The organism is Pseudodesulfovibrio halophilus DSM 5663 (assembly GCF_059568665.1).
Map to the genome: position 1 here is coordinate 357,914 of NZ_JCANTV010000010.1, position 21,153 is coordinate 379,066.

21 protein-coding genes and 1 tRNA gene are annotated in these 21,153 nt (G+C 60.2%); 15 read left to right on the forward strand and 7 right to left on the reverse strand.

The window, feature by feature from the left end:
* The 10 genes from flgG to fliW all read left to right on the forward strand — a co-directional run bounded on the left by flgG (nucleotide 1) and on the right by fliW (nucleotide 9,524).
* A complete protein-coding gene (gene flgG / locus BR24_RS08495) occupies nucleotides 1-783 on the forward strand; it encodes a flagellar basal-body rod protein FlgG (protein WP_496541072.1) in 783 nt (260 codons plus the stop codon).
* A 24-nt stretch (nucleotides 784-807) separates the two neighbouring features.
* Nucleotides 808-1,809 carry a flagellar basal body P-ring formation chaperone FlgA gene (gene flgA, locus BR24_RS08500; protein ID WP_496541073.1) on the forward strand — a complete coding sequence of 334 codons (1,002 nt, stop codon included), beginning with the start codon at nucleotides 808-810 and terminating at the stop codon, nucleotides 1,807-1,809.
* Nucleotides 1,810-1,845: 36 nt separating this feature from the next.
* Nucleotides 1,846-2,541, forward strand: coding sequence for a flagellar basal body L-ring protein FlgH (locus tag BR24_RS08505; protein ID WP_496541074.1), 696 nt, complete (start codon nucleotides 1,846-1,848; stop codon nucleotides 2,539-2,541).
* Nucleotides 2,542-2,574: 33 nt separating this feature from the next.
* Complete coding sequence (locus BR24_RS08510) at nucleotides 2,575-3,693, forward strand: flagellar basal body P-ring protein FlgI (RefSeq protein ID WP_496541075.1); 1,119 nt, start codon at nucleotides 2,575-2,577, stop codon at nucleotides 3,691-3,693.
* 1 nt (nucleotide 3,694) lies between these two features.
* Complete coding sequence (locus BR24_RS08515; protein ID WP_496541076.1) at nucleotides 3,695-4,348, forward strand: rod-binding protein; 654 nt, start codon at nucleotides 3,695-3,697, stop codon at nucleotides 4,346-4,348.
* 92 nt (nucleotides 4,349-4,440) lie between these two features.
* Nucleotides 4,441-4,923 carry a flagellar protein FlgN gene (locus BR24_RS08520; protein ID WP_496541077.1) on the forward strand — a complete coding sequence of 161 codons (483 nt, stop codon included), beginning with the start codon at nucleotides 4,441-4,443 and terminating at the stop codon, nucleotides 4,921-4,923.
* Nucleotides 4,924-7,062, forward strand: a complete 2,139-nt coding sequence (gene flgK / locus BR24_RS08525; RefSeq protein ID WP_496541078.1) for a flagellar hook-associated protein FlgK — start codon at nucleotides 4,924-4,926, stop codon at nucleotides 7,060-7,062.
* A 9-nt stretch (nucleotides 7,063-7,071) separates the two neighbouring features.
* Nucleotides 7,072-8,769 (forward strand): flagellin N-terminal helical domain-containing protein, encoded by a 1,698-nt coding sequence (locus BR24_RS08530; RefSeq protein ID WP_496541079.1) that lies wholly within the window; start codon nucleotides 7,072-7,074, stop codon nucleotides 8,767-8,769.
* 99 nt (nucleotides 8,770-8,868) lie between these two features.
* Nucleotides 8,869-9,111: a carbon storage regulator CsrA gene (gene csrA / locus BR24_RS08535; RefSeq protein WP_018123956.1), complete on the forward strand. Its 243-nt coding sequence runs from the start codon at nucleotides 8,869-8,871 to the stop codon at nucleotides 9,109-9,111.
* Nucleotides 9,084-9,524: a flagellar assembly protein FliW gene (gene fliW, locus BR24_RS08540; protein WP_026167449.1), complete on the forward strand. Its 441-nt coding sequence runs from the start codon at nucleotides 9,084-9,086 to the stop codon at nucleotides 9,522-9,524. Before csrA ends, fliW begins: the two co-directional genes overlap by 28 nt.
* Nucleotides 9,525-9,548: 24 nt before the next feature.
* On the opposite strand, the gene flgM is transcribed toward fliW, so the two are convergent.
* Nucleotides 9,549-9,863 carry a flagellar biosynthesis anti-sigma factor FlgM gene (gene flgM / locus BR24_RS08545; protein WP_496541080.1) on the reverse strand — a complete coding sequence of 105 codons (315 nt, stop codon included), beginning with the start codon at nucleotides 9,861-9,863 and terminating at the stop codon, nucleotides 9,549-9,551.
* 24 nt (nucleotides 9,864-9,887) lie between these two features.
* Nucleotides 9,888-10,301: a DVU0524 family FlgM-associated protein gene (locus BR24_RS08550; protein ID WP_496541081.1), complete on the reverse strand. Its 414-nt coding sequence runs from the start codon at nucleotides 10,299-10,301 to the stop codon at nucleotides 9,888-9,890.
* 173 nt (nucleotides 10,302-10,474) lie between these two features.
* Here BR24_RS08550 and BR24_RS08555 point away from each other — a divergent pair, with 173 nt between their 5' ends.
* Genes BR24_RS08555 through gatB form a run of 5 tightly spaced genes read left to right on the forward strand, consistent with a single transcriptional unit; the run spans nucleotide 10,475 to nucleotide 16,435 of the window.
* On the forward strand, nucleotides 10,475-11,278 hold the full coding sequence (locus BR24_RS08555) for an NAD(+)/NADH kinase (RefSeq protein ID WP_496541082.1): 804 nt from the start codon (nucleotides 10,475-10,477) through the stop codon (nucleotides 11,276-11,278).
* 1 nt (nucleotide 11,279) lies between these two features.
* Nucleotides 11,280-13,037, forward strand: a complete 1,758-nt coding sequence (locus BR24_RS08560; RefSeq protein ID WP_496541083.1) for an ARMT1-like domain-containing protein — start codon at nucleotides 11,280-11,282, stop codon at nucleotides 13,035-13,037.
* Nucleotides 13,038-13,044: 7 nt separating this feature from the next.
* Nucleotides 13,045-14,346 (forward strand): MltA domain-containing protein, encoded by a 1,302-nt coding sequence (locus BR24_RS08565; RefSeq protein ID WP_496541084.1) that lies wholly within the window; start codon nucleotides 13,045-13,047, stop codon nucleotides 14,344-14,346.
* Nucleotides 14,339-14,986 (forward strand): DUF4254 domain-containing protein, encoded by a 648-nt coding sequence (locus tag BR24_RS08570; protein WP_496541085.1) that lies wholly within the window; start codon nucleotides 14,339-14,341, stop codon nucleotides 14,984-14,986. Before BR24_RS08565 ends, BR24_RS08570 begins: the two co-directional genes overlap by 8 nt.
* 12 nt (nucleotides 14,987-14,998) lie before the next feature.
* Nucleotides 14,999-16,435 (forward strand): Asp-tRNA(Asn)/Glu-tRNA(Gln) amidotransferase subunit GatB, encoded by a 1,437-nt coding sequence (gene gatB, locus BR24_RS08575; RefSeq protein WP_496541086.1) that lies wholly within the window; start codon nucleotides 14,999-15,001, stop codon nucleotides 16,433-16,435.
* A gap of 67 nt (nucleotides 16,436-16,502) precedes the next feature.
* Here gatB and BR24_RS08580 read toward each other — a convergent pair whose 3' ends face one another.
* The 5 genes from BR24_RS08580 to BR24_RS08600 all read right to left on the reverse strand — a co-directional run bounded on the left by BR24_RS08580 (nucleotide 16,503) and on the right by BR24_RS08600 (nucleotide 21,113).
* Nucleotides 16,503-17,876, reverse strand: coding sequence for an MBL fold metallo-hydrolase (locus tag BR24_RS08580; RefSeq protein WP_496541087.1), 1,374 nt, complete (start codon nucleotides 17,874-17,876; stop codon nucleotides 16,503-16,505).
* A 121-nt stretch (nucleotides 17,877-17,997) separates the two neighbouring features.
* Nucleotides 17,998-19,074 carry a hypothetical protein gene (locus BR24_RS08585; RefSeq protein ID WP_496541088.1) on the reverse strand — a complete coding sequence of 359 codons (1,077 nt, stop codon included), beginning with the start codon at nucleotides 19,072-19,074 and terminating at the stop codon, nucleotides 17,998-18,000.
* Complete coding sequence (locus BR24_RS08590) at nucleotides 19,071-20,735, reverse strand: Na/Pi cotransporter family protein (RefSeq protein ID WP_496541089.1); 1,665 nt, start codon at nucleotides 20,733-20,735, stop codon at nucleotides 19,071-19,073. The genes BR24_RS08585 and BR24_RS08590 overlap by 4 nt, the downstream gene beginning before the upstream one ends.
* Before the next feature lie 73 nt (nucleotides 20,736-20,808).
* Nucleotides 20,809-20,970, reverse strand: coding sequence for a hypothetical protein (locus BR24_RS08595; RefSeq protein ID WP_496541090.1), 162 nt, complete (start codon nucleotides 20,968-20,970; stop codon nucleotides 20,809-20,811).
* A 67-nt stretch (nucleotides 20,971-21,037) separates the two neighbouring features.
* Nucleotides 21,038-21,113 (reverse strand) — tRNA-Asn (locus tag BR24_RS08600).
* Nucleotides 21,114-21,153 lie beyond the last annotated feature (40 nt).

Below are 21,153 nucleotides of genomic sequence, written 5' to 3' on the forward strand. Positions count from 1 at the left end.
ATGATGCGTTCATTATGGACGGCTGCCACCGGCATGGTGGCGATGCAGACGCACATCGACGTGCTTTCGAACAACCTCGCCAACGTCAACACCACGGGCTTCAAGAAGAGTCGCGCGGAGTTCGAGGACCTGATGTATCAGAACATCAAGATGGCGGGCACGCTCAATCAGGACGGGGGAAGGACCCCCACGGGCATGCAGGTGGGCATGGGCGTCAAACCCACGACGGTGCACAAGTTCTTCAGTCAGGGCGACTTCAAGAACACCGGCAACCCGCTTGACATCGCCATCGAAGGCGACGGCTTCTTCCGCGTCACGCAGAACGACGAGGACGTCTACACCCGCGCCGGATCCTTCAAGCTGGACAATGAAGGCCGGGTCGTCACCGCGCAGGGGTACCCGCTCCAGCCCGAGTTTCTCGTCCCGGCAGAGACCGCCGATCTGGTTGTGAGCGAGGACGGTCACATTGCCGCCCTCGACAAGAGCGGAGCGGAGATCGCCGCCGCGGACATTCCGGTTTTCACCTTCACCAACCCGGCCGGTCTGAACGCCGTGGGCAAGAACGTCTACGTCGAGACCGAAGCGTCCGGCGCGGCGGTTCAGGGAACACCCGGAGAAGATAACTTCGGCACGTTGGCGCAGGGTTTTCTGGAAGGCTCCAACGTGGAAATGGTGGACGAGATGGTCGGCCTGATCGTTGGACAGCGTGCCTACGAAATCAACTCCAAGGCCATTACCACCTCCGACGCGATGCTCCAGACCGCAATCAACGTGAAGCGTTAATCCATGAAGAGTTCGGGAGGGGACATGTTATACGGAAACACCGCACGGGATGCTCGAAGACCCTGGGGCCTCGGCGTTGCCGTCATGGCCGCCATATGCCTTGCGGCGTTGGCCATGGCTTCCGCGGCCCATGCCGGTGACTGGCGCATCAGGATCAAGCCTGCCGCGGTGCTCGACGGCGGGCCGGTTACCCTTGGCGACATAGCCGTTGCCGTGGGTGACGTGGACGCGCCGGTGTGGAAGCGGCTTTCCGGGACCAAGCTCTGGAAGCCCTCGTCCAGACGGGGAAGACCCGTGGCCATCTCCCGCGACAAACTGCGCTCCATCCTGCGCCACTACATCGGCGACTATGTGCGCCGGTGCGAGGTCCCTTCGCGCATGCTGGTGCAGACCGGCGGCAAGGTGATTCTGGTAAATGAGATTCGCCGCAGGGTGGTCGATTATTTGACGCCTCGCGCCGAGCGCTTCGACGCCGAGATTTCCTTCCGCGACTTTGCGGTGCCAGACTACATTTTCTTTCCCAACCGGTTCGACAAGCTGAAGCTGGATTCTTCCCGCGAGATCAGGCCGGGGCGCAACTCCGTGCAGATGGAAGTGGTCACTTCCGACGGCAAGACCGTGCGCCGACTGGCTGGCAGCGTGTTCATGGATGTCTGGAAGGCGGTTCCGGCCGCGGCGCAGATCATGAACCGGGGAGAGCGCATCACGCCCGACAAGCTGACTTTTGTCCGCAAGAATCTGGCCTACGCCACCAACGTGTGGGACGGAAAGGGCGGCCCGTGGCGCATCCGTAGGCCCGTCGGACGCGGACAGGCCATCACCCGTGATCGCATCGAGGCGCTCCCGGCGGTGTCGAGGGGCGAGCACGTGAATCTGGTGTACGACAGCGGCCGCGTGAAGTTGAGCGTCGAGGTGGAAGTCCTCGACGACGCCAAGGTCGGTCAGCAGGTTGAGGTCCGGAATATGCAAAGTAACAGAACCATCGTGGCGACAGTGGTCTCGCCCGGCAAGGTCATGGTCCGATAACCGGTGCGTTCAGCACGTTTGCAAGGAGAAAAAGAGATGAAACCCTACATCCTCGCACTTGTAGCCTTTACGGTCGTCGCGGGCGGTTGTGCTTCCCGCACCGAGCCGGAGCCGATGCCCGTGCTGACTCCCCCGGTAATCGTCGAACAGGACCCGGCGCAGAACCCCGGTTCGCTGTTCGACCCGAATCAGGCTGAATTTCTTTATGACGACAATCGCGCCAAGCGCGTGGGCGACATCGTGCTGGTGGAAGTGGCGGAGTCCTCCAAGTCCAAGCTGAAGAACGACACCACCGCCAAGCGTGAAACCACCACCGACATGGGTGTAACCGCGTTCCCGGGAACCGGTATCCTCGGTGCCGTCCCCGGTTCGCAGTCCCTGGCCTCGCCGGGTGACGTGAGTGTCGGGGCCAGATCTCAGAACGACTTTGAAGGCGAAGGGGAGACCAACCACGAATCCAGCGTCACCGCCACCGTGGCGACGCGCATCGTGCGCCGCCTGCCCGGCAACATCCTGCAGGTGGAGGGCGCGCGTCGCATCAGGGTCAACTTCGAGACACAGATTCTCGTGGTGCGCGGCCTGATCCGGCAGCGTGACATCACTTCCGACAACAGCATTTCATCCAACAACCTCGCCGAAGCACAGATCGAAATGTACGGCCAGGGTGTTCTGACCGACAAGCAGCGTCCCGGCTGGCTGTCCAGAATCCTTGACAACATCTACCCGTTCTAGACGGGTGACGAGCGCATGATACGGAGGCAACAAATGAAGATCACGAGAAAGGAAACCGCAGCCTGTCTGACGTTCGCCGTCATGCTGGCCCTCCTTCTCGCCGCCGCGGCTCCCGCGGACGCCGCGAGGCTCAAGGACATCGCCAGCTTCAGCGGCGTGCGCAACAACGAGCTGGTCGGCTACGGACTCGTGGTCGGCCTTGCCGGAACCGGCGACGGCACCACGTCCAGTTTCACCATGCAGTCCATGTCCAACATGCTCGACAAGATGGGCGTCGAGGCCGCTCCCGGCGACCTGAAGCCTCAGAACGTTGCGGCGGTCATGGTCTCGGCGAAGATGCCGGTCTCTGCCAAGCCGGGGTCCCCGCTCGACGTGACGGTTTCCTCGCTCGGCGACGCCGACAGTCTTCTCGGCGGTGTGCTGCTCATTACTCCGCTGAAAGGGCTCGACGGCAAGATTTACGCCGTGGCGCAGGGATCGCTGACCATCGGCGGTTTCAGCGTCGGAGGCGAAGCCGCCACCGCTCAGAAGAACATCCCGACCGTCGGCCGCATCCCCAACGGAGCGGTGGTGGAGCGCGAGGTGCCGTTCTCCTTCAATAATCAGGAGACCATGACCATCAACCTCACGGTGCAGGACTTCAGCACAACCATGGACGTGGTCAACCGCATCAACGGCGTCCTTGGTGACAGGTATGCCAGCGCGCGCGACATTTCCACCGTGGAACTCCAGGTTCCCCCGAAGTTCCGGGGCAACATGGTGCCGCTCATGGCGTCGCTGGAAAACATGAACATCACGCCGGGCGGCAAGGCCAAGGTCGTGGTGGACGAAAAGACCGGCACCGTGGTTCTGGGGCAGGACGTGCGGCTTTCCAAGGTCGCCGTGGCCCACGGAAACCTTCAGGTGGTCATTGCAGAATCTCAGGAAGTCAGTCAGCCCGGACCGTTCTCCGACGGGGAGACCGTGGTCACGCCGCAGACCGACGTGGGCATCGAGGAGCAGAACAACAGCCTGATGCTCATGGAGGGCGCGACCCTGCAGGAGCTGGTGGACGGTCTGAACGCCATAGGAGCCGCCCCGCGCGACCTGATCTCGATCATCCGCGCGCTCAAGGTCGCCGGCTCCCTGCACGCGGAAGTGGAGGTCATCTAGCATGAACAGCATCGGTAACGACGCAAAGGCAGCAGCGGCCCTCGACAGGCAGGAACTGACACGCTTCAAGATGAAGATGGACGGTCTCAAGGAGCGCCTCGGCGATTCCAAGGGGCGCGACGCACAGCTCAAGGAGGCGTGCAAGGACTTCGAGGCCATATTTATCAGCAAGATATGGAAGGAGATGCGTAACTCGGTCCCCAAGGAAGGCTATCTGCACTCCAAGCAGGAAGAGAAGTATCTCTCCATGTTCGACAAGGATTTCTCGGAGAAGATGGCCGAGGACGGGGGCATCGGTCTTGCCGACATGCTTTACGACCAGCTCTCTACCAAGCTCAAGGAGGCCAGCCGCGATGCCCTGACCGGCAAGGCGGACATTCGGCCTTTGCATGAAGAGAACGAAGGTATTCCCCTGCGCCGCGAACGCAATACCTCCGTGGAAGAGCAGACTGAAGAACTGACGCTGGACGACTGGATCGGCGACGATGCCGAAACCTCCGGTTCGGGAAACTTCCGTGATGGCGACACTGCGGCCTATGCGACGCAGGCTCCCGAACAGGCGGCAGTGGCTCCGCAGGCTCCCGTTACCGAAATGGACGTGAAAGCACAGGTGGAGCAGCTCGCCCGCAGGCTGGAGCGTGAAGCGCAGGGGTAGATTGGCAGGAAACTTGCTTATCTCAAGTAGCCCGGAATTTTCTGCAGGAATGAAAATTCTTACATTACATATACTTGAGTTTGGAGGTTGCGATGGATATCCGCATAATCGAGGAAAATCTTGTCAGGCAGAACAAGGCCATGCTGTTGCTTTCGGCTCTGCTTCAGGAAGAATTTTCCCGGCTTACCGCCCGCAATTCGCAGGGGGTTTCCCAGATAGAGATATCCGTCCAGGAACTGCTTCGCCAGCTGGCCGCCGAGCGGCAGTCCTGTCGCGCGCAGGTGGGGACTCTGGTTCCCGGTGCACAGCGCATTGCCGAGCTTGAGGGGCACCTCGACACGGAGCAGTTCGAGACGCTCAGGGCGCTCGTGGACAAGATGGACGAGGTCGAGCAGGGGTGCGCGGCTCAGGCCAACCAGAATTACACCATGGCCGTTGCGCTGCACGACCAGAGCCGCAAGCTGCTGGAGTTCATGCACGACGAGATCCAGCCCAAGACCAAGAACGCATACACCGCCAGAGGACGGTTCGTTCCTCCTTCCCAGAACGGCAACATTCTTCGCGGGAGGCTCTAGATGTACGGCGCCAATCAGGTTCTGGACATGGGCCGTTGGGCCCTCTTCGCCTCCCAGGTTCAGCTTCAGGTTACCGGCGAGAACATCGCCAACGTGGAGACCGAAGGGTATGCCCGCCGCGAGGTCCGGCTCGAAGAAGGGCCTTCCATCAACTATTCGCCGGGACAGCTCGGCACCGGTGTCAAGGCCAAGGAGGTCTTCAGGCATTTCAACGACATGGTTGAGCGCCTGTATTACGACCAGACCGCGGTTTCCGAGCGTTGGGGGCAGCTCTACGAGCAGCTCAAGGGCGTCGAGGCGCTGTTCAACGAGTCCAACGGCACCGGCGTCAGCGACACGCTTTCCAACTACCTGAACTCCTGGAACGACCTGAGCCAGCACGCCGACAACTACGGCGCGCGGCAGACCGTGGTCAACAACGGCATGACGCTGGCCAGCACGCTTCGCGAAGTGGACAAGTCGCTCACCACCATGCAGCAGCAGGTGGACACCATGATCGACGAACAGGTGACGGACGCCAACAGCCTGATCAACCAGATCGCCCAGCTGAACAAAAACATCAATATTTACGACAACCCCGGCGTCAACAACACCAACTCCATGTATGACGAGCGCAACCGCCTGCTGCGCGACCTCGGGGAGATCATCGACATCAACGTCATCGACTCCGGCGGCGGCAACATGACCGTGACCACAAAGGCCGGCCATACCCTCGTGGACGGTGTGAGCGCGTTTTCGCTGGAATTCAATCCTCCGGGTTCGGAGTACATGCTTTCGCCGGAGACGACCTTCGAGGGCGAAGTGTTTTTCGAGGGAAACGACAACTACGAGTACACTCTTGAGTTTCTGTCCAACGGCGGCGATATTTCCGGCCCCGTGAGCGACGGCGGTGGAGCGGCGCGGTTCCGCGTGTCCCTCGACGGCGGAAACACCTGGCTCAAGGACGAGAACGGCGTACAGAAGGAATTCTTTGCCCGCGATTACGATTCGCGCGTAACGGTCGAAGGCATCGACATCTGGTTCGGCGCCGAGAACAACCCCACAGGCGCGGCCACCGGTGAATTCCGGGCCGGCGACCAGATCGTGGTCAGCCCGCAGCGCAGTCTGTACTGGGTGCAGAACACCTCATCCAAGGTCAACATCACGCCCCAGAGCGGGTTCAACGGGGAGATGAACAACGAACGCGCCACCGGCGGCAAGCTCGGAGCTCTCTTCAGCTTCCGCGACCAGCATGTGGGCAAGTACCTCAAGAAGCTGGACGCGCTCTCCGAAACGCTCATCTGGGAGGTGAACCGTCGCCACAGTCAGGGCGCTGGGCTGGAAAAGTTCAAGACCTTCGACGGCACCTACAGCGTCAGCGACACCAACAAGGCGCTCGGCTCGGACTCTTCGGGACTGGCTTTCGCCACCCGCCTTCAGTCCGGGACGTCCAGAATGTATTTCTACGACACGTCCACCGGCAACATGATCTCCAACGCCGCGCTGGATTTCGACCCCGGCACGCAGGGCGTTCAGGGATTCAATCCCGAACAGCACTCGCTCTCGGACGTTGTGGACGCGTACAACAACAGCTACGGAAACTTCCTGACCGCGTCCGTGGTCAACGACAAGTTGCATGTGGACATGAAGGAAGGATACGAGGCGGCCTTCGGGGCCGACTCTGCGGGACTCAATGCCGCACTGGGCTTGAATACCTTTTTCCAGGGCTCCGAGGCCACGGATATCGAGCTCAACGACAACGTCACGAGTGATCTTGATTTTCTTGCATCGGGCCATGTGAACGGGGCTGGGGAGATGAACCCCGGCGATAACACCACGGCGCTTTCCCTCTACAAGCTCAGGGAAGAAAACGTGCAGGTCTTCACTCCCATGGAGGGGACCACCGAGCAGACCGTGCTGGACTACTACAACGGTCTGGTGGGCAACGTCGGCGCAGACACCAAGACCGCGGAATTCAACTACAGTTACACGGAAACGCTGAGGCAGGACCTCGACGACCGGCAGCAGTCCGTGGCGGGCGTCAACCTCGATGAAGAGATGTCCAACCTCATCAAGTACCAGCACTCCTACACGGCGGCCGCCAAGCTCATCAGCGCGGCGGACCAGATGCTCCAGACGGTGCTTTCGCTCAAGCCCTAGGAGGAGAACATGAGAATATCGCAGCAAATGCTTTTCTCCCGGTACACCGGGAATATGGGCTCCTCGCTCGAGCAGCTCGTGGACGTTAACATCCGTGCCCAGAACATGAAGAAGGTCGTCCGTCCCTCTGACGATCCCACCGGCATGATCCGCATTCTGGATCACCGGGACACGCTGCGTTCACTCGACCAGTACAGCGAGAACATTTCCACCGCCAAGGGCTGGCTCACGTCATCGGACGGGACGCTTCAGCAGGTCAGCACGCTGCTTACCCGCGCCAAGGAACTCGCGCAGCAGGCAGCAAGCGGTCATATGAGCGCCGATAACCGCGAACAGGTCAGCTATGAGCTCCGCAGCCTGTTTGACCAGTTCCTCGGCCTCGCCAACTCCACCTTCGAAGGGCAGAGCCTGTTCTCCGGTCAGAAGACCGAGGGAAAGGCCTTCGAGGAAATCATGTGGATGACCACCAATGATCGCAGCTTCAACGAAACCACCAACTTCACCATCAACGGTAAGTCGGACAGTACCGTGCTGGTGCAGTTTTATCAGAACGGCGCCTCGGGCGGCACGGCGAGCATGAGCGGTTCGCAGGTTCGCTACAGCATTGACGGCGGGGACACGTGGCTCAACGACGGCACGATCACTGGCGGAGCGGGCAACCCCCAGACGCTTCAGCTCCCGCAGAGTGGTACGTCCGTTGAGTTGGACGGCGACCCGACCGTCAATCTTACTGACGAAAACGATTACAACGACTCCGACGGAACATGGCTCTGGCTGCGTCAGTCGGCCCGTTATCTCGGCGACGACAACGACCGCGTGGCGCCCGACGGCACCAGCCGTATCGAAGTGGACACCATGTCCCCCGGCGCGGTGAACGTCGACCCCGTTGCGGCTGGGCGGTTCGACCGGGAAAACGTCATGGTGCGGATCGACAACGATTCCGCAGTGGGGCTCGATGAAGAGATTGAGTACTCATACTCCCTCAACGGCGGCATCACCTGGAACACCGGGAATACCGTTGCGCCGGACACCACCGCGAGCAACGCGGTCCTGAGCATCGAACCCGTGGGAACCCTGACCCTGAACTCCGCCGGTGGCGGCGGTCTCGTCGATCCCGGCACCCAGTTCATGATCAAGCCCCGCACCGCGGACATCGCCCTCGATATTTCCTCCACCGAACAGGTGCGGCTCAACGAAGTGGGCAAGGACGTCTTCGGCGGCATCTATCAGGACCCGGACGTGCAGAATTCCAACGGCGGGACCATCGTCAGGGTCGGCAGCTCCAACGCGTCGCCCGCGTTGACTCTGCTGGACTCCAGCGGCAGACCGGTGAACATGGCCGGGACGCTTCTGGACCCGGAAAGCAAGGAGACCACCTCGAATCTTTTCGAGACCATGGGCAACCTGATCGCCTTCTGTGAGACAAACAACCAGTCGGGCGTTCAGCAGTCCCTTGCGAACCTTGAGAAGACGCACGAGCACATCATGAATTCGCTCGCCAGCGTTGGCGGCCGCGAGAACAGGCTTCAGGTGGCCGAGAGCATCCTCAGCAACCTGAACGTGAACGAGCGCGATCTCCTGAGCAGCATCGAAGACGCCGATGTGGGCGACCTGATGACGGAACTCAAGCAGAAGCAGATGCTCTACGAGAGCGTGCTGCGCACGGCGGCCACGGTAATGAACACGAACCTGACCAAGTTCATCTAAGCTGTGGAAGGCGCTGGACAAAGCCACTTCTGTGGGGTAGTTCGGTAATTCCGGCGGCGAAACGTCGCCATCACGAACCGAAACGGAATTCATGTACCGATGCTGATACTGACCCGGAAACCGGGAGAAAGCCTCCACCTTGGAGACCACATAAAGCTCAAGGTTCTGAGCGTGCAGGGCAAACAGGTCAAACTCGGCCTGGAGGTCCCTGATGACATGACGGTCTATCGGGAAGAGGTATACCTTAAGATCAAAGAGCAGAACCGCATGGCCCTTGAAACGAGCCATGACGATCTGCTCGCGGCGGCTACGATATGGCACGGGAAAGAAAGAAAGAAATAATGACCCGGTTGGGCAAGCGGGTGATAGATCTCGATTCCGTGATCTACTTCCCCCGCGGACTCATCGGCCTTGAGGACAAGCGGGAATACGTCCTGCTGCGGATCGAGGACGACAGCCCGTTCATTCTCCTGCAGAACCTTGAGGACACGTCCCTTGGACTGCTGGTGGTGGATCCGTATTCCTTCCTGACCGACTACAACGTGAAGTTGGAGACGGCGGAAAAGAAGATTCTTCAGATAGAAAACGCCAGACAGGTTGCGGTGATGGTCACGGTCACCATTCCGCACGACAGGCCGGAAGAAACCACTCTCAACCTCTCGGGGCCGATCATCATCAACTCCGAGGCCAAGAGGGGAATGCAGGTGCCTCAGCTCGAGGCGGGGTATCCCACGCAGTATCGCCTGAACGGCTAACTTTCGAAAGCCGCCCCGGCGGTACTACTTGATAAGGTCAAGGTCGTCGCGAATGAGATTCTCGGCGGCCTTTTTGATGTCGGGCTTGTAGGTGCCGTTGCGGACGCGCTCCTTCAGGTCGTCTATCTTCTTCTGGCGCGTGTCGGGGGAGTTCAGCGCTTCCTTGTACGCCGCCCCTCTCAGCTTCGCCTCCGAAGACAGCTGAATGCGGTCCGAGCCGCTTGCCGCCTCCTTGGAAGCGCGTGCGGCGTTGTTCGTCCCCTCGGCCCGTGCGTCCGATCCGTTTACCTTGTTCTTGTTGTAGGGATTCATGTCTCCCACAAGGTTCTTGATCTGCATGGCCTTTACCTCCCGGGAAGTTGGCTAGAGCATGGTCCTGTCGACCCGCTGCAGCGTCAGTTCCCAAAGCCGCCTCATGACCGAGAGTCTCTCGTTGCCGGTCACTTCCTGCGGCACGTTTTTCGTTTCCTTCAAAATCCGAACGTCAGCCCCGTCGAGCGGGTATTCAAAGAGGTACCTTGTTCCGGTCTCGCGTTCAAGCTCGTTGACGATGTCCGTAACGACCGGGTTGTCCGTGTTGCTGACGATCAGGTTTTCGATTATCTCCCTTGCAATCTTTTCGACCAGTTCCCTGCGCCTGGCTTGGCGGGAAATCTCCACCTCGTCCTCGGCGCCGGATGCCTGAAGCGCCCGCCGAAAACGCGCGAGCCGCTTTGCGCTGGTGAGCTGCCTGCCGTATGTGCGCAGCATCCGTTGAACTTTTGCCGGACTGGTCACTTATGCTTCCTCCTGTACAATGATTGTATCGGAGCGCGGAAAAAAAACTTTAGGGTCGCAGGGCGAAAAATGTTCGCCGGGACACTGGACAAAACCGCCTCAGAGCAAGGCAAAGGTTGAATGTTGACCGTAATTTGTCTACCACATGGGACATGACGGCACTGTCCAAAACAATGTGTATTCTCAAGCGCGGCGATGTTCGCGCCGATCGGCTGCGGAAAGAGATCGCCAACCATCTCGAAAAGCGCGGTTGTGCGGTGGATTCCGCCAACTCCGACATGCCCGTGGATCTTTCCGGGTATGACCTCGTGCTCTCCCTCGGCGGCGACGGGACCTTCATCTCGGCCGCTCGAAAGGCTGTCGAGCACGGCGTTCCTGTGCTCGGGGTCAACCTCGGAAAGGTCGGCTTCCTCGTGGGCGTGGATCCCGACTGCTGGATGGAGGTGCTCGACACCCTCATCAGCGACGAACTGCCCACGCTGAAAACGCTCGCGCTTCAATATGAGATAATTCGCAATGGCGAGTCTGTCCACAAGGGACTGGCCTCGAATGATCTCGTTGTGAGTCGTGGCGAACTGGCCCGGCTGGTTCGCCTGAAGGTCTCCTTCGAGGGAGGGCGCACCGGGCTTCGCGCTGACGGACTCATCGTGACCACGCCCAACGGGTCGTCGGCTTACGGCGTCTCCGCCGGCGGGCCTCTGATTCACCCCGGCGTCCCGGCCTACGGCATCATCCCTGTCTGTCCGTTCCTCGGATCGTTCCGGCCGACGATTTTGCCTAAAGAAACCGTCACCGAGATTGTGGTGGAGGACTGCAACGGTCCGGTGAACATCACCGAGGACGGCCAGCGGCTTTTTCATCTCGCGGATGGTGACATGGTGCGCGTCTCGCGTTCGGAAAACGATCTTGTCATGGTGGACGTCGGCGGGTGCTATCTCGACCGGCTCTCGCGCAAAGGCTTCATGACGGAGGGATGACATGCGGCTGAATTCATTCGACTCGGTTCTTGACATCACCTACGGCATGGACGCCATGCTCGACGGCCTGCTGCTGCATTTCATGACCGAGAACAACCTCGAGTATACCATCGACCCGGCCAAGAACGCCACGCGCGAGCAGGTTCGCTTCATGGTGGCGCTTGGCGACCACGAACTCTATGCCCCGTGCTCCGACTGGATGTTCCTGCAGCTGCTGAAGCCGGGACTGCCTCCGGAGCTGAAGCACGAGTACCTCCAGCAGTGGCGAGGGTTCATCCGGCTTGCCCGCACCTATTGCACGGACCGGTACATCAGGAAACGCCTCATCGCTCTGGCCCGACACAAGTTCCGCATGGCCATGGCGTCGCCCATCATGATTCCTTCACGCCTGATGAAGCGGTTCAACACTATTTTCATGAGCCAGAGCGGCGTGGACGATCCCTATGCCGACATGCGCCGCGAGCTTAACGCCAGAGCTTCGGATATCGTGGAAGGGGAATCGTTCGACAGACTCATCAACGTATGCGCGGAGATGGATTCGGGCTGTCGGCGCATCGACGAAATTCGCTACCGCATCGACATGCTCGAGATCGAGCGGCTCATGCGCCTTTCCTCCTCCACGGACTTCTGGAAGCCCGAAGAGTTTACCTCCCAAATGCTCGAGGAGTGTGATCTTGAGCAGGAGAACGGCGTCGAGGAAGGCTTTCGCAAGGTCGCTTCGGCGGTCGCCTCGCGTAGCGCCGACCCGCTTCGCATCCTGTTCATGCCCAAGCGCAGCGGCGGCCTGATTCTGGACATTCAGCTCATTCGCGCCTTGCTCAGGATGGGCCACAAGGTGGTGCTGGCGCTCAAGGAGGGATTCTTCTTCGACAGCCCGACCTACTGGGACGCAGAGAGTGACCCCGTACTCGCCAAGCATCTGTCCGATGCGTTCTTCGTGAGCAACGACAAGCTGACCAAGAACGAACTGCTGGACCTCATGCGCAGACACAATTTCATCGTCATATCCGACGGCAACCGCGAGCGTTTCAACCCCTATCGCTGCAACGTCTCCTTTGCCCGCGCGTGGAAGGAGTGCGACCTGATCTTCGCCAAGGGCGAGGGCAAGTATCGCCGCATGATTCAGACCAGCCACGAGTTCACACGCGACATCGTCTCCTACTTTCGGGACGACAAGGGCAAGTTTCACCTGTACTTCAAGCCCAAGGCCGAAGGCGCGCACAAGTTCAGCGAGGCCTACATCACCGGCAAGGCCAACGAGATCATTGCGGAAATGCGACAGGCCAAGGCTGAAGGCCGCACGGTAATGTTCTATTCCGGGGTCATCGGAAGCGTTCCGGGGCAGGTGGCCACGGCCATCAAGGTCATGACCACCTTCGTGGAATACCTGCGCGAGCAGTTGGACAAGGTCTACATCATCAACCCGGCCGAGCATTTCGAGGAAGGCATGGATGCGGATGACCTCATGTACATGTGGGAGCGCGTCCAGCGAAGCGGCTATATCGACGTCTGGCGTTTCCAGACTCATTCGGATATAGAGAAGAGCTTCGAGCTGATGGGCGAAAAGGTTCCGCCCGTGTGGACCGGCAAGGACAGTACATACTCCACCGGCTGCACCAAGGAAATGCACATCGCCCTCGACATGCAGAAGCTGCACCGCGAGCTGCAGATAATCGGCCCCAGCCCGGAGAAGTTCTTCCGGCGCAGGGAATACGGCGTGGGCAAGTTCTGCGACGTTGCCATAGACACCTGTGAATGATCGGAAAATGAACACGGCGAAAAAGTCCGCGATTTCATCCGGCGGAAGATTGTGGCCGCTCAGGGTGGTCCTCTTCGTGCTGATTCTGGCGCTCGGCGGCTGTTTTGCCTTCAGGGAACCGTTGCCCCTGCCCGACGAGCAGAATTATCCAAGACGCTCCACGGGATTTCCGCCGCCCAAGTGCGAAGTGGAAAGCCCGGCCAGTCAGGATTTCGTGCCGCTTGACGGCAGGGAGCCGATCCTCAAGAGCGCGCGCCTTGACTTGCGTAGTCAGGGCCTCGACTCCTGGGCGCGGCTGGAGAATCCGCTTCGCATGAGCCTTGAATATGTGCGCAACATGCCGCAGAGCGACGTGGCGCTTCGCAAGCACGGCATGAGCCTGACGTGGGGGCAGGTGCGGCACAGCATCGAGGAGCTTCTCGCTATCCTGCCGCGTCTGGACAGGGAGCCCGAGCTGTTGGGCGAGCGTTTCGTCTGGTACGGCGTGCGCCCCGATCCCACCATGACCGGATATTTTACGCCGGAGATCGAGGCCAGCCTCAAACGGCACGGCCCGTACCAGTATCCCATCTACGGCGTACCCGAGGATTTGCACTGGGGACTGAACAAGGATGGGCGGCCTGTATACTACCGCTTGAAGAACGGCAGGGCGGTACGCTACTATACGCGCCGGGACATCGACATGGAGGGCGCCCTCTCCGGCCGGGGGCTTGAGATAGCCTGGGCCAGAAATCCCGTGGATATCTTCTATCTTCAGGTGGAAGGGTGCGGGCGGCTGCGCCTGCCTGACGGTTCGGTCAGGAATGTGTTGTACGGGGCCAAGAACGGGCTGCGCTTCAAGAGCCTTGGCCGTATCCTGTATGATCACGGCCGGCTGCCGCGTCACAAGTTGTCCAAGGGACACGTCAAGGCTTTTTTCCGGAAGCATCCCAAGAACATGTACCGGTTCATGGCCAAGAATCCCAGCTATGTGTTTTTCCGGCTTGCCGACGCTCCGCCCGAAGGGGCCATGGGCAAGCCGTTGACGCCGATGGTTTCGCTCGCTACAGACCGGAACCTGCTGCCGCTTGGCAGCGTATTGGCCTTCGAGACCGAGATTCCGGACCTCAAACCCGGAAAACTTCGTCCGGAAGGTCGCCGCAAGGTCTACGGCATAGGCCTTGCGCAGGACACGGGCAGCGCCATCCGCGGCTCGCGTGTCGACTACTACATCGGAGAAGGGAACCGCGTCGAAGCCGTCGCAAACCGGATCAAGACGCGGGCCAACATTTATCTTCTTGTGAGCAAGGAAGCATTGAACAATGGCTGAAGTGACTTTCGACCAGATAAAGAACTGCATTCAGGACTGTATCGATCATCAGATGCGCTCCGTTACCGATTGGCATTTCGGCGAGCCGGTCTATGACGACCCCAAGGCCGCGCCGGAACTGCTTGGACTTGAAGGACTTCGCGAACTCGCGGCGCGCCAGCACTGGGCGAACTTCCAGCTCTGGCATGTGGAGGACCGCGCCCGTCGCAAGGATGTGGACGCGACGGTCATCGCCGACTGCAAGTACGCCATCGACAAACTGAACCAGCTCCGTAACGATCTCATCGAGCGGGTGGACAACTGCCTCGTGCAGATGATCATGCCCATCCTGCCCGAGGGCGGCGAGGAGCGGTACAACACCGAAACCCTCGGCATGGCTCTCGACCGCCTCTCCATCCTCGCGCTCAAGCATTTCCACATGGAAGAGCAGACGCAGCGCAAGGACGTTGACTCGGACCATGTGGACAGCTGCACCGGCAAATGCGCCGTGATTCGCTTGCAGCACAAGGACCTGAGCCGGTCCATGATGGAGCTGGTGGACGACTACGCCAACGGCCTCAAGCGCCCCAAGGTCTATTTCCAGTTCAAGATGTACAACGACCCGAACCTGAATCCAGAACTCTACGAAAACAAAGGGTAGGGGAGCGGCCAAATGCCCGCATACGAATCCGTTATCGGTCTCGAAGTCCACGCGCAGCTCAACACCGAATCCAAGCTGTTCTGCGCCTGTTCAACCAAGTTCGGCAACGAACCCAACGACAACGTCTGTCCGGTCTGCTCCGGCATGCCCGGCGTGCTGCCCGTGCTCAACGCCAAAGCCGTTGAATATGCGGCAAAGCTCGGTCTCGCCACCGGCTGCACCGTGCAGAACAAGTCCGTGTTCGAGCGCAAGAACTACTTTTATCCCGATCTGCCAAAGGGCTACCAGATTTCCCAGCTTCAGCAGTCCATCTGCACGGCGGGCAAGCTGAGCGTCGAAGTGGACGGCAGGAAGCGCGACGTGCGCATCAACCGCATCCAGATCGAGGAAGACGCGGGCAAGAACATTCACTCCGCGGCCGAGAACGCCAGCTTCGTGGACCTGAACCGCACTTCGGTTCCGCTTCTCGAAATCGTTTCCGAGCCGGATCTGCGCAGCGCGGAAGAGGCCGTGGCCTACCTCAAGGCGCTGCGCTCCATTCTGCTGTATCTGGGCATCTCGGACGGCAACATGGAAGAGGGCAGTTTCCGCTGCGACGCCAACGTGTCCATCCGCGAGGAGGGCTCGGAGGAGTACGGTACCCGCTGTGAGCTCAAGAACCTGAACTCCTTCCGCTTCGTGCAGAAAGCCATCGAGTACGAGATCGACCGCCAGATCGACCTCATCGAGGACGGCGAGGAAGTGGATCAGGAGACGCGGCTCTACAATCCCGAAAAGAACGCCACGTTCACCATGCGCGGCAAGGAAGAGGCGCACGATTATCGCTACTTCCCGGACCCGGACCTCGTGCCGGTGCTCATCGAGGACGAGACCATCGCCGCGTGGCAGTCCGAGCTGCCTGAGCTTCCCTCCGAAAAGCTGGAGCGCTTCCTTGAGGATTTCAAGCTGCCCGTGGACGAGGCCGAACTGCTTAGCGGCGAACTTGCGGTCGCCGAGTTCTTCGAGGCATCGGTGGAAGCCTACAAGGGCGATACGCCCCGCAAGGTCGCAAACTGGATCATCGGCGATCTGCTGCCGTATCTCAACGACAACGCCATGTCTTTGAGCGACTGCAAGCTGACGCCCGAATCGCTGGCCGGGCTTGTGGAGCTACTCGACAAGGGCGATATTTCCCAGAAGATCGGCCGCAAGATATTCCCCGAACTCTGCGAGACCGGGGCCGACCCCGAAAAGCTCGTCAAGGACAAGGGGCTGGTTCAGGTCTCGGACACGAGCGCGCTGGAAGGCGTTGTGGACGAGGTCATTCAGGAGAACCCGGATGAGGCCGAGGCGTATCGCGGCGGCAAGAAAAAGCTCATGAGCTTCTTCATGGGTCAGATCATGCGTAAGACAAAGGGGCAGGCCAACCCCGGAGTGGTCACCGAGTTGTTGCAGAAAAAACTCGGCTGATCCGTCCCTGCCAGATGAAGAAAAAGCCCCTCCCGGAGTTGCCGGGAGGGGCTTTTTTATCAGGCGGTTAGTTGGTGGGGTATCCCGCGCGGTTCCATGCGATCATGCCGCCCGCAAGGCCCCGGACATCCTTGAATCCGTTGTTCTGCATGTAGGAGGCTGCGATGTTCGAGCGGTAGCCGGAGCCGCAATAGACAACCACCGGCGAGTCGTTTGCAACCTCAAGGTTGCCGTCGAGCATCTCGACGAGCGGGATATGCACCGCTCCCGGAATCTTGCCTGCCTCCAATTCAGCATCGGTGCGGACGTCCACGATCTTGACGCCTTTACCGAGAAGGTCTTTCAGGTCGTCCACCGAGAGTTGCGAGAGTCGTTCCACGGGGCGTCCGGAATATACCCACGCGTTCAGGCCGCCGTGAAGCCAGCCGAATATCCTGTCATAGCCGATGCGGTGCAGTTCTGTGACCATGCGGTCATATTCGTCCTTGCTGTTCACCACAAGCAGCAGGTCCTTTTCAGGGGACACCACCATGCCCACCCAGTTGGCGAGCTGCGGCTCGAAGCCGATGTTCACCGAGCCGGGAATGTGAAACCCGCTGAAGGCAGCCGAGTCGCGTACGTCGATGATGACCGTGTCATCGTCCACAGCCGCTTCGAACTGGTCGGGTTCCATGGCTTTGTCCATGGGACAACTCTCCAGCAGCGGAGCCCCTTCGGCGTTGGTGGAGATTATGTGCGTGAAGCTCTTGGGGCGGGCCGGGAACTCCTTGGTCATCTCGGTGCGGAACGCCGGATAGCTGTCGAACTGCAACATGGGGTTGTGACGTCGCTCGTACCCCAGCGTGGAAGACTGCTTGGAGCTCATTCCTCGCCCGCAGAGCGAACCTGAGCCGTGCGCCGGGAAGACCTCCACGTAATCCGGATATTCGCCGAGCTTCACCCTGAGGCTGTCCCAGAGGTTGGCGACCTGCTCGTCGAGCTTGGCTTCGCCCACGAGGTCCGGACGACCGATGTCGCCCACGAACAGGAGGTCCCCGGTGAGCACCATCCACGGCTCCCGACTCCGCGTCGTATCGGCCAGCAGGATGGACAGGGCGTCGGGCGTATGCCCCGGCGTGTGCAGGAACCTGAGGTGCGCGCTTCCGACGCTCATTTCGTCACCTTCGGTAACTTTGTTGAACGGGAAGTTGACCGGCGAGGTCTCGAACATCATCAGTTCACAGCCGGTCAGGGCGCGAAGCTCCTGATTGCCGCTGACGTGGTCCGCATGGACATGCGTGTCAATGACGTGGGTAATGCGCATGCCTTCCTCACGCGAGATGTCCAGATAGTCCTGCACGTCACGCTTGGGGTCGACGACGACCATCTGTTTGGCGGCAGGGCACCCGATGACGTAGGAAAAACAGCCCAGACCGGGCGTGACGATTTGCTTGAAGTACATATTCCGTTCTCCGGGTTGGAAGGTTGAAACGAGAATTCTTCTCATAATACCTTTCGTTCGTAGGTGAATCAACCCGGGGGCGAAAAAAAGCCCGCCTCCGAAGAGGCGGGCTTTGAATTGCTCAGTTTTCCAGTATTCGCGCGGCTCTGTCCTTGAAGCTCCCGGAGAGCCGTTGCAGACAGTCGGCGGCGGTGTTCATGAATTCCTGCGTGTTGTCGCTTTCCAGCGTACGTCTGTAGCTCCACATGGCGATGTAGAAAAGTTCTTCCGAGTCGCACTCTGGGCACTCGTCGCGAAGTTCTTCAAGGGCTATCTTGCGGATGCGTTGCCGCTCCTTGATGGCTCCCTTGAGGCGGCTCCCGGCTGCGGACACTTCGCCGGAGTCCGTGTCGTAATCCGCCATGGCCGTGCGGAACGCGGCGTTGGCGCGCTCCGCGGCGCGGGCAGCGCGGATGTAACGCTCCACGCTTTGGGCTACAGAGGGTTCGGCTGCCGCGCGTACGGCGCGTCCGGTCATCCCGAAAGCGTCGGCGTAGACGAGGAACAGATCGGACGTCTCTGCATCCGAGAGCATGTACGGCGTTCCGTCCGCTTTTTTGAGAGTTGCGCTGTTCGCCGTCTCTTCAACCTTGTCCACGAAAACCGGCTGGTAGTCTTCGAAGATGCTCTCGGTGACCCCTGGGGCGAGCAGATAGCTCAGGACCGCGTCACGGGCCATGTTGATATTGCTCGTGTCGGTATCGAAGCCTTTGAGCGAGCGGCCGAAGCGCATGTTCAGCTTTCGGAATCCGAGAGTGGTCTCGGGTTTGCCGGATTCACTCAAGCGCGCGGGGACGAACCCTTCTACAAGGGTTTCCGCCATGGCGTCGAGGAAGAGCACGGTCACCATGTCGTCTTCCTGAACCACGCGCGGCGGCTGGACCTTTTCCGAGGATTGCGCGACCCCGGCTTCAGCCTCGGCGGGTTGCTCCTGCGCCGCATCTTCGGTGACGGTCTTCACCGTGGCATTGGCGCTGCCGTAGTCGGGAAGCGGTTGCTTCTGGCCTTCTGCGGTCCATGCCGGGGCTTCTGGCGGTTCACCGACATTGCCGCGGGTTTCGTCCTTGCCCTGATCTCCCGGGCGGAGAAGAAAAACGGCGGCGGCCACGAGGATGAGGGCCCCGCAGGCGAGTGCTATTCCGGTGATGCGTCCTTTCATGCCTTAGACTCCTTGAGGTCCGGGTTGGCTTTCCAGGTGAACTCGTTTTCCGCCGTTGCCGACCGGCAGATTTCGCCGCTCTCGCGCATTTCGGACCAGTAGATGGTCCCCTTGACGGCCTGCTCCGTCATGCGCCTGGAGCGAGAATAGAACTCCAGCAGGTTCACCATGTCGTCCAGTTCGATTTCGCCGGCGGCTCCGGCCTTGAGCAGCGACTGCTTCAGTTCGTGATAAACGTTGAGCAGATCGTCCAGCATCAGGTGGATATGGTCGAACTCCGGTGCGCACGGTGTATGGGCCGTATTGAGCACGCATTTGACCGTGTCCCGATACTTCGCGTCCCATTCGGTTACCGATTCGGGCAGCGAGTGGTCCAGCGTGGGGTGCTCTCTGGCGTTCATCTCCATGACTTCTAAAACAACGGTGTAATACTGCAACACTCGGAGCGCTTTAGGCAAGTTCTCGGATATCTGTTCCGGAAGCGCCATTCCCTGCAGGTCCGAGCAGAAGCGCCTGCAGGAACTGATGAGGTTCTCGAGGGACGCCTTGTCGCGCTGCATGTCGCCGTGGCGAAAGTTGGAGGCCATGGCTTTCTGGGCCATGAGGCGGATGTTTTCGCCGAGCCTCCCCACTTCCATGAAGAGGGCGTCAACCGCCAGAGACGGGGCGCGCAGGACGTTGCGGTCGAGGTATCGCGGCTTGGCCAGTTCGGGAAGTTTCGTGGCGATGCGTTTGTCCAGCAGGGAAACGAGCCGGTCCGTGAGGGGCAGGAACAGCAGCGCTCCAAGAATATTGAATATTGTGTGGAACAGGGCGAGGGTCACGGCCGGATCGCTCCCTCCGCCGGCGGCCCTCGCCATGGCCAGCAGCGGAGCCAGGAGCAGGAGAGCGATGAGCCCGGTCATGGCGTTGAAGAGAATATGACCGAAGGCTACTTTCTTGGCGTTGTTGGTAGCTCCGATGACAGAGAGCGCGGCCGTTGAGGTCGTGCCGATATTGGTGCCGATGACAGCCGCTGCGGCGTCTGCAAGGGGGACGATGCCTGAAATGGTCGCCGTGAGGACCACGGCCATGGCCGCGCTGGAGCTCTGCATGAGAAGCGTCAGGATGAACCCGATGCCCAGAAAGACCGGCAGTGCCAGCGGGCCGGTGTCGAAGGAGGAAAAGTCGATGTTGGGAGCCAGTACGGTGAATCCTTCCTGCAACACCTGAATGCCGAGAAAAAACAGCCCGAACCCCGCGCAGGCTCGCCCGATGGAGGCACGCTTGGAGTTGCCGCCCGAGAGCATCATCAGGGCGCCGAGGCCGATCAGGGGCAGGGCGAGCGCCTTGACCTTTACGTTGACGCCGACCGCGGCCACGATCCAGCCGGTCATGGTGGTGCCGACATTGCTGCCGTAGATGACCCCCATGGACTGCCGCATGGAGATGAGTCCGGCGTTGACGAATCCAATGACGGCGACGGTCACGGCACTGGAAGACTGAACTATGGCGGTGATAATGACGCCGGAACCAAGGCCGCGCAACGGGGTCCTTGTCCATTGTCCGAGGATGTTTCTGAGGGCGGTTCCTGCCGCGCTTCGCAGCCCCTTCGTCATCATCGACATGCCGATGAGAAAGAGACCCAGGCCGCCCAGTAGGCCGGAGAGAATTTCGATCATGATACTGCGTGATCCTCCTGATGGGGTACCCTATCCAAATCACGCGATAAATCAAGATCGGCGCCAGACTAGGCTAATGATGGCGCTTGGTCTCCTCGTCCTTCATGGCGTCGAAGTCGATATCTATGCGCGAAGAGGAGTTCCCCGAATTGTCGCGCCCCATGAAGATGGCGGCGACGATGACCGCGAAGGCCGCGGCGCCGATGACAAGGTGAGTGGTGGTTATGGCTTGCATGGCATTGATGTTGTTGGAGGGTACGAAAAAGGCTCCGATCCTTGAGGATCGGAGCCTTGATGCTTTCTGGCTCCCCAGCACGGACTTGAACCGCGAACGCAGTGGTTAACAGCCACTTGCTCTGCCGATTGAGCTACTGGGGAACAATCGGTGCGCCGTCAGCGCGAGAAAGGGATTTATGAG

Bases quoted from the DNA above. Each gene is read 5' to 3' on its own strand.
- flgG (WP_496541072.1), top strand. From the start codon at position 1: ATGATGCGTTCATTATGGACGGCTGCCACCGGCATGGTGGCGATGCAG.
- flgA (WP_496541073.1), top strand. From the start codon at position 808: ATGTTATACGGAAACACCGCACGGGATGCTCGAAGACCCTGGGGCCTC.
- BR24_RS08505 (WP_496541074.1), top strand. From the start codon at position 1,846: ATGAAACCCTACATCCTCGCACTTGTAGCCTTTACGGTCGTCGCGGGC.
- BR24_RS08510 (WP_496541075.1), top strand. From the start codon at position 2,575: ATGAAGATCACGAGAAAGGAAACCGCAGCCTGTCTGACGTTCGCCGTC.
- BR24_RS08515 (WP_496541076.1), top strand. From the start codon at position 3,695: ATGAACAGCATCGGTAACGACGCAAAGGCAGCAGCGGCCCTCGACAGG.
- BR24_RS08520 (WP_496541077.1), top strand. From the start codon at position 4,441: ATGGATATCCGCATAATCGAGGAAAATCTTGTCAGGCAGAACAAGGCC.
- flgK (WP_496541078.1), top strand. From the start codon at position 4,924: ATGTACGGCGCCAATCAGGTTCTGGACATGGGCCGTTGGGCCCTCTTC.
- BR24_RS08530 (WP_496541079.1), top strand. From the start codon at position 7,072: ATGAGAATATCGCAGCAAATGCTTTTCTCCCGGTACACCGGGAATATG.
- csrA (WP_018123956.1), top strand. From the start codon at position 8,869: ATGCTGATACTGACCCGGAAACCGGGAGAAAGCCTCCACCTTGGAGAC.
- fliW (WP_026167449.1), top strand. From the start codon at position 9,084: ATGGCACGGGAAAGAAAGAAAGAAATAATGACCCGGTTGGGCAAGCGG.
- flgM (WP_496541080.1), bottom strand. From the start codon at position 9,863: ATGCAGATCAAGAACCTTGTGGGAGACATGAATCCCTACAACAAGAAC.
- BR24_RS08555 (WP_496541082.1), top strand. From the start codon at position 10,475: ATGTGTATTCTCAAGCGCGGCGATGTTCGCGCCGATCGGCTGCGGAAA.
- BR24_RS08560 (WP_496541083.1), top strand. From the start codon at position 11,280: ATGCGGCTGAATTCATTCGACTCGGTTCTTGACATCACCTACGGCATG.
- BR24_RS08565 (WP_496541084.1), top strand. From the start codon at position 13,045: ATGAACACGGCGAAAAAGTCCGCGATTTCATCCGGCGGAAGATTGTGG.
- BR24_RS08570 (WP_496541085.1), top strand. From the start codon at position 14,339: ATGGCTGAAGTGACTTTCGACCAGATAAAGAACTGCATTCAGGACTGT.
- gatB (WP_496541086.1), top strand. From the start codon at position 14,999: ATGCCCGCATACGAATCCGTTATCGGTCTCGAAGTCCACGCGCAGCTC.
- BR24_RS08580 (WP_496541087.1), bottom strand. From the start codon at position 17,876: ATGTACTTCAAGCAAATCGTCACGCCCGGTCTGGGCTGTTTTTCCTAC.
- BR24_RS08585 (WP_496541088.1), bottom strand. From the start codon at position 19,074: ATGAAAGGACGCATCACCGGAATAGCACTCGCCTGCGGGGCCCTCATC.
- BR24_RS08590 (WP_496541089.1), bottom strand. From the start codon at position 20,735: ATGATCGAAATTCTCTCCGGCCTACTGGGCGGCCTGGGTCTCTTTCTC.
- BR24_RS08595 (WP_496541090.1), bottom strand. From the start codon at position 20,970: ATGCAAGCCATAACCACCACTCACCTTGTCATCGGCGCCGCGGCCTTC.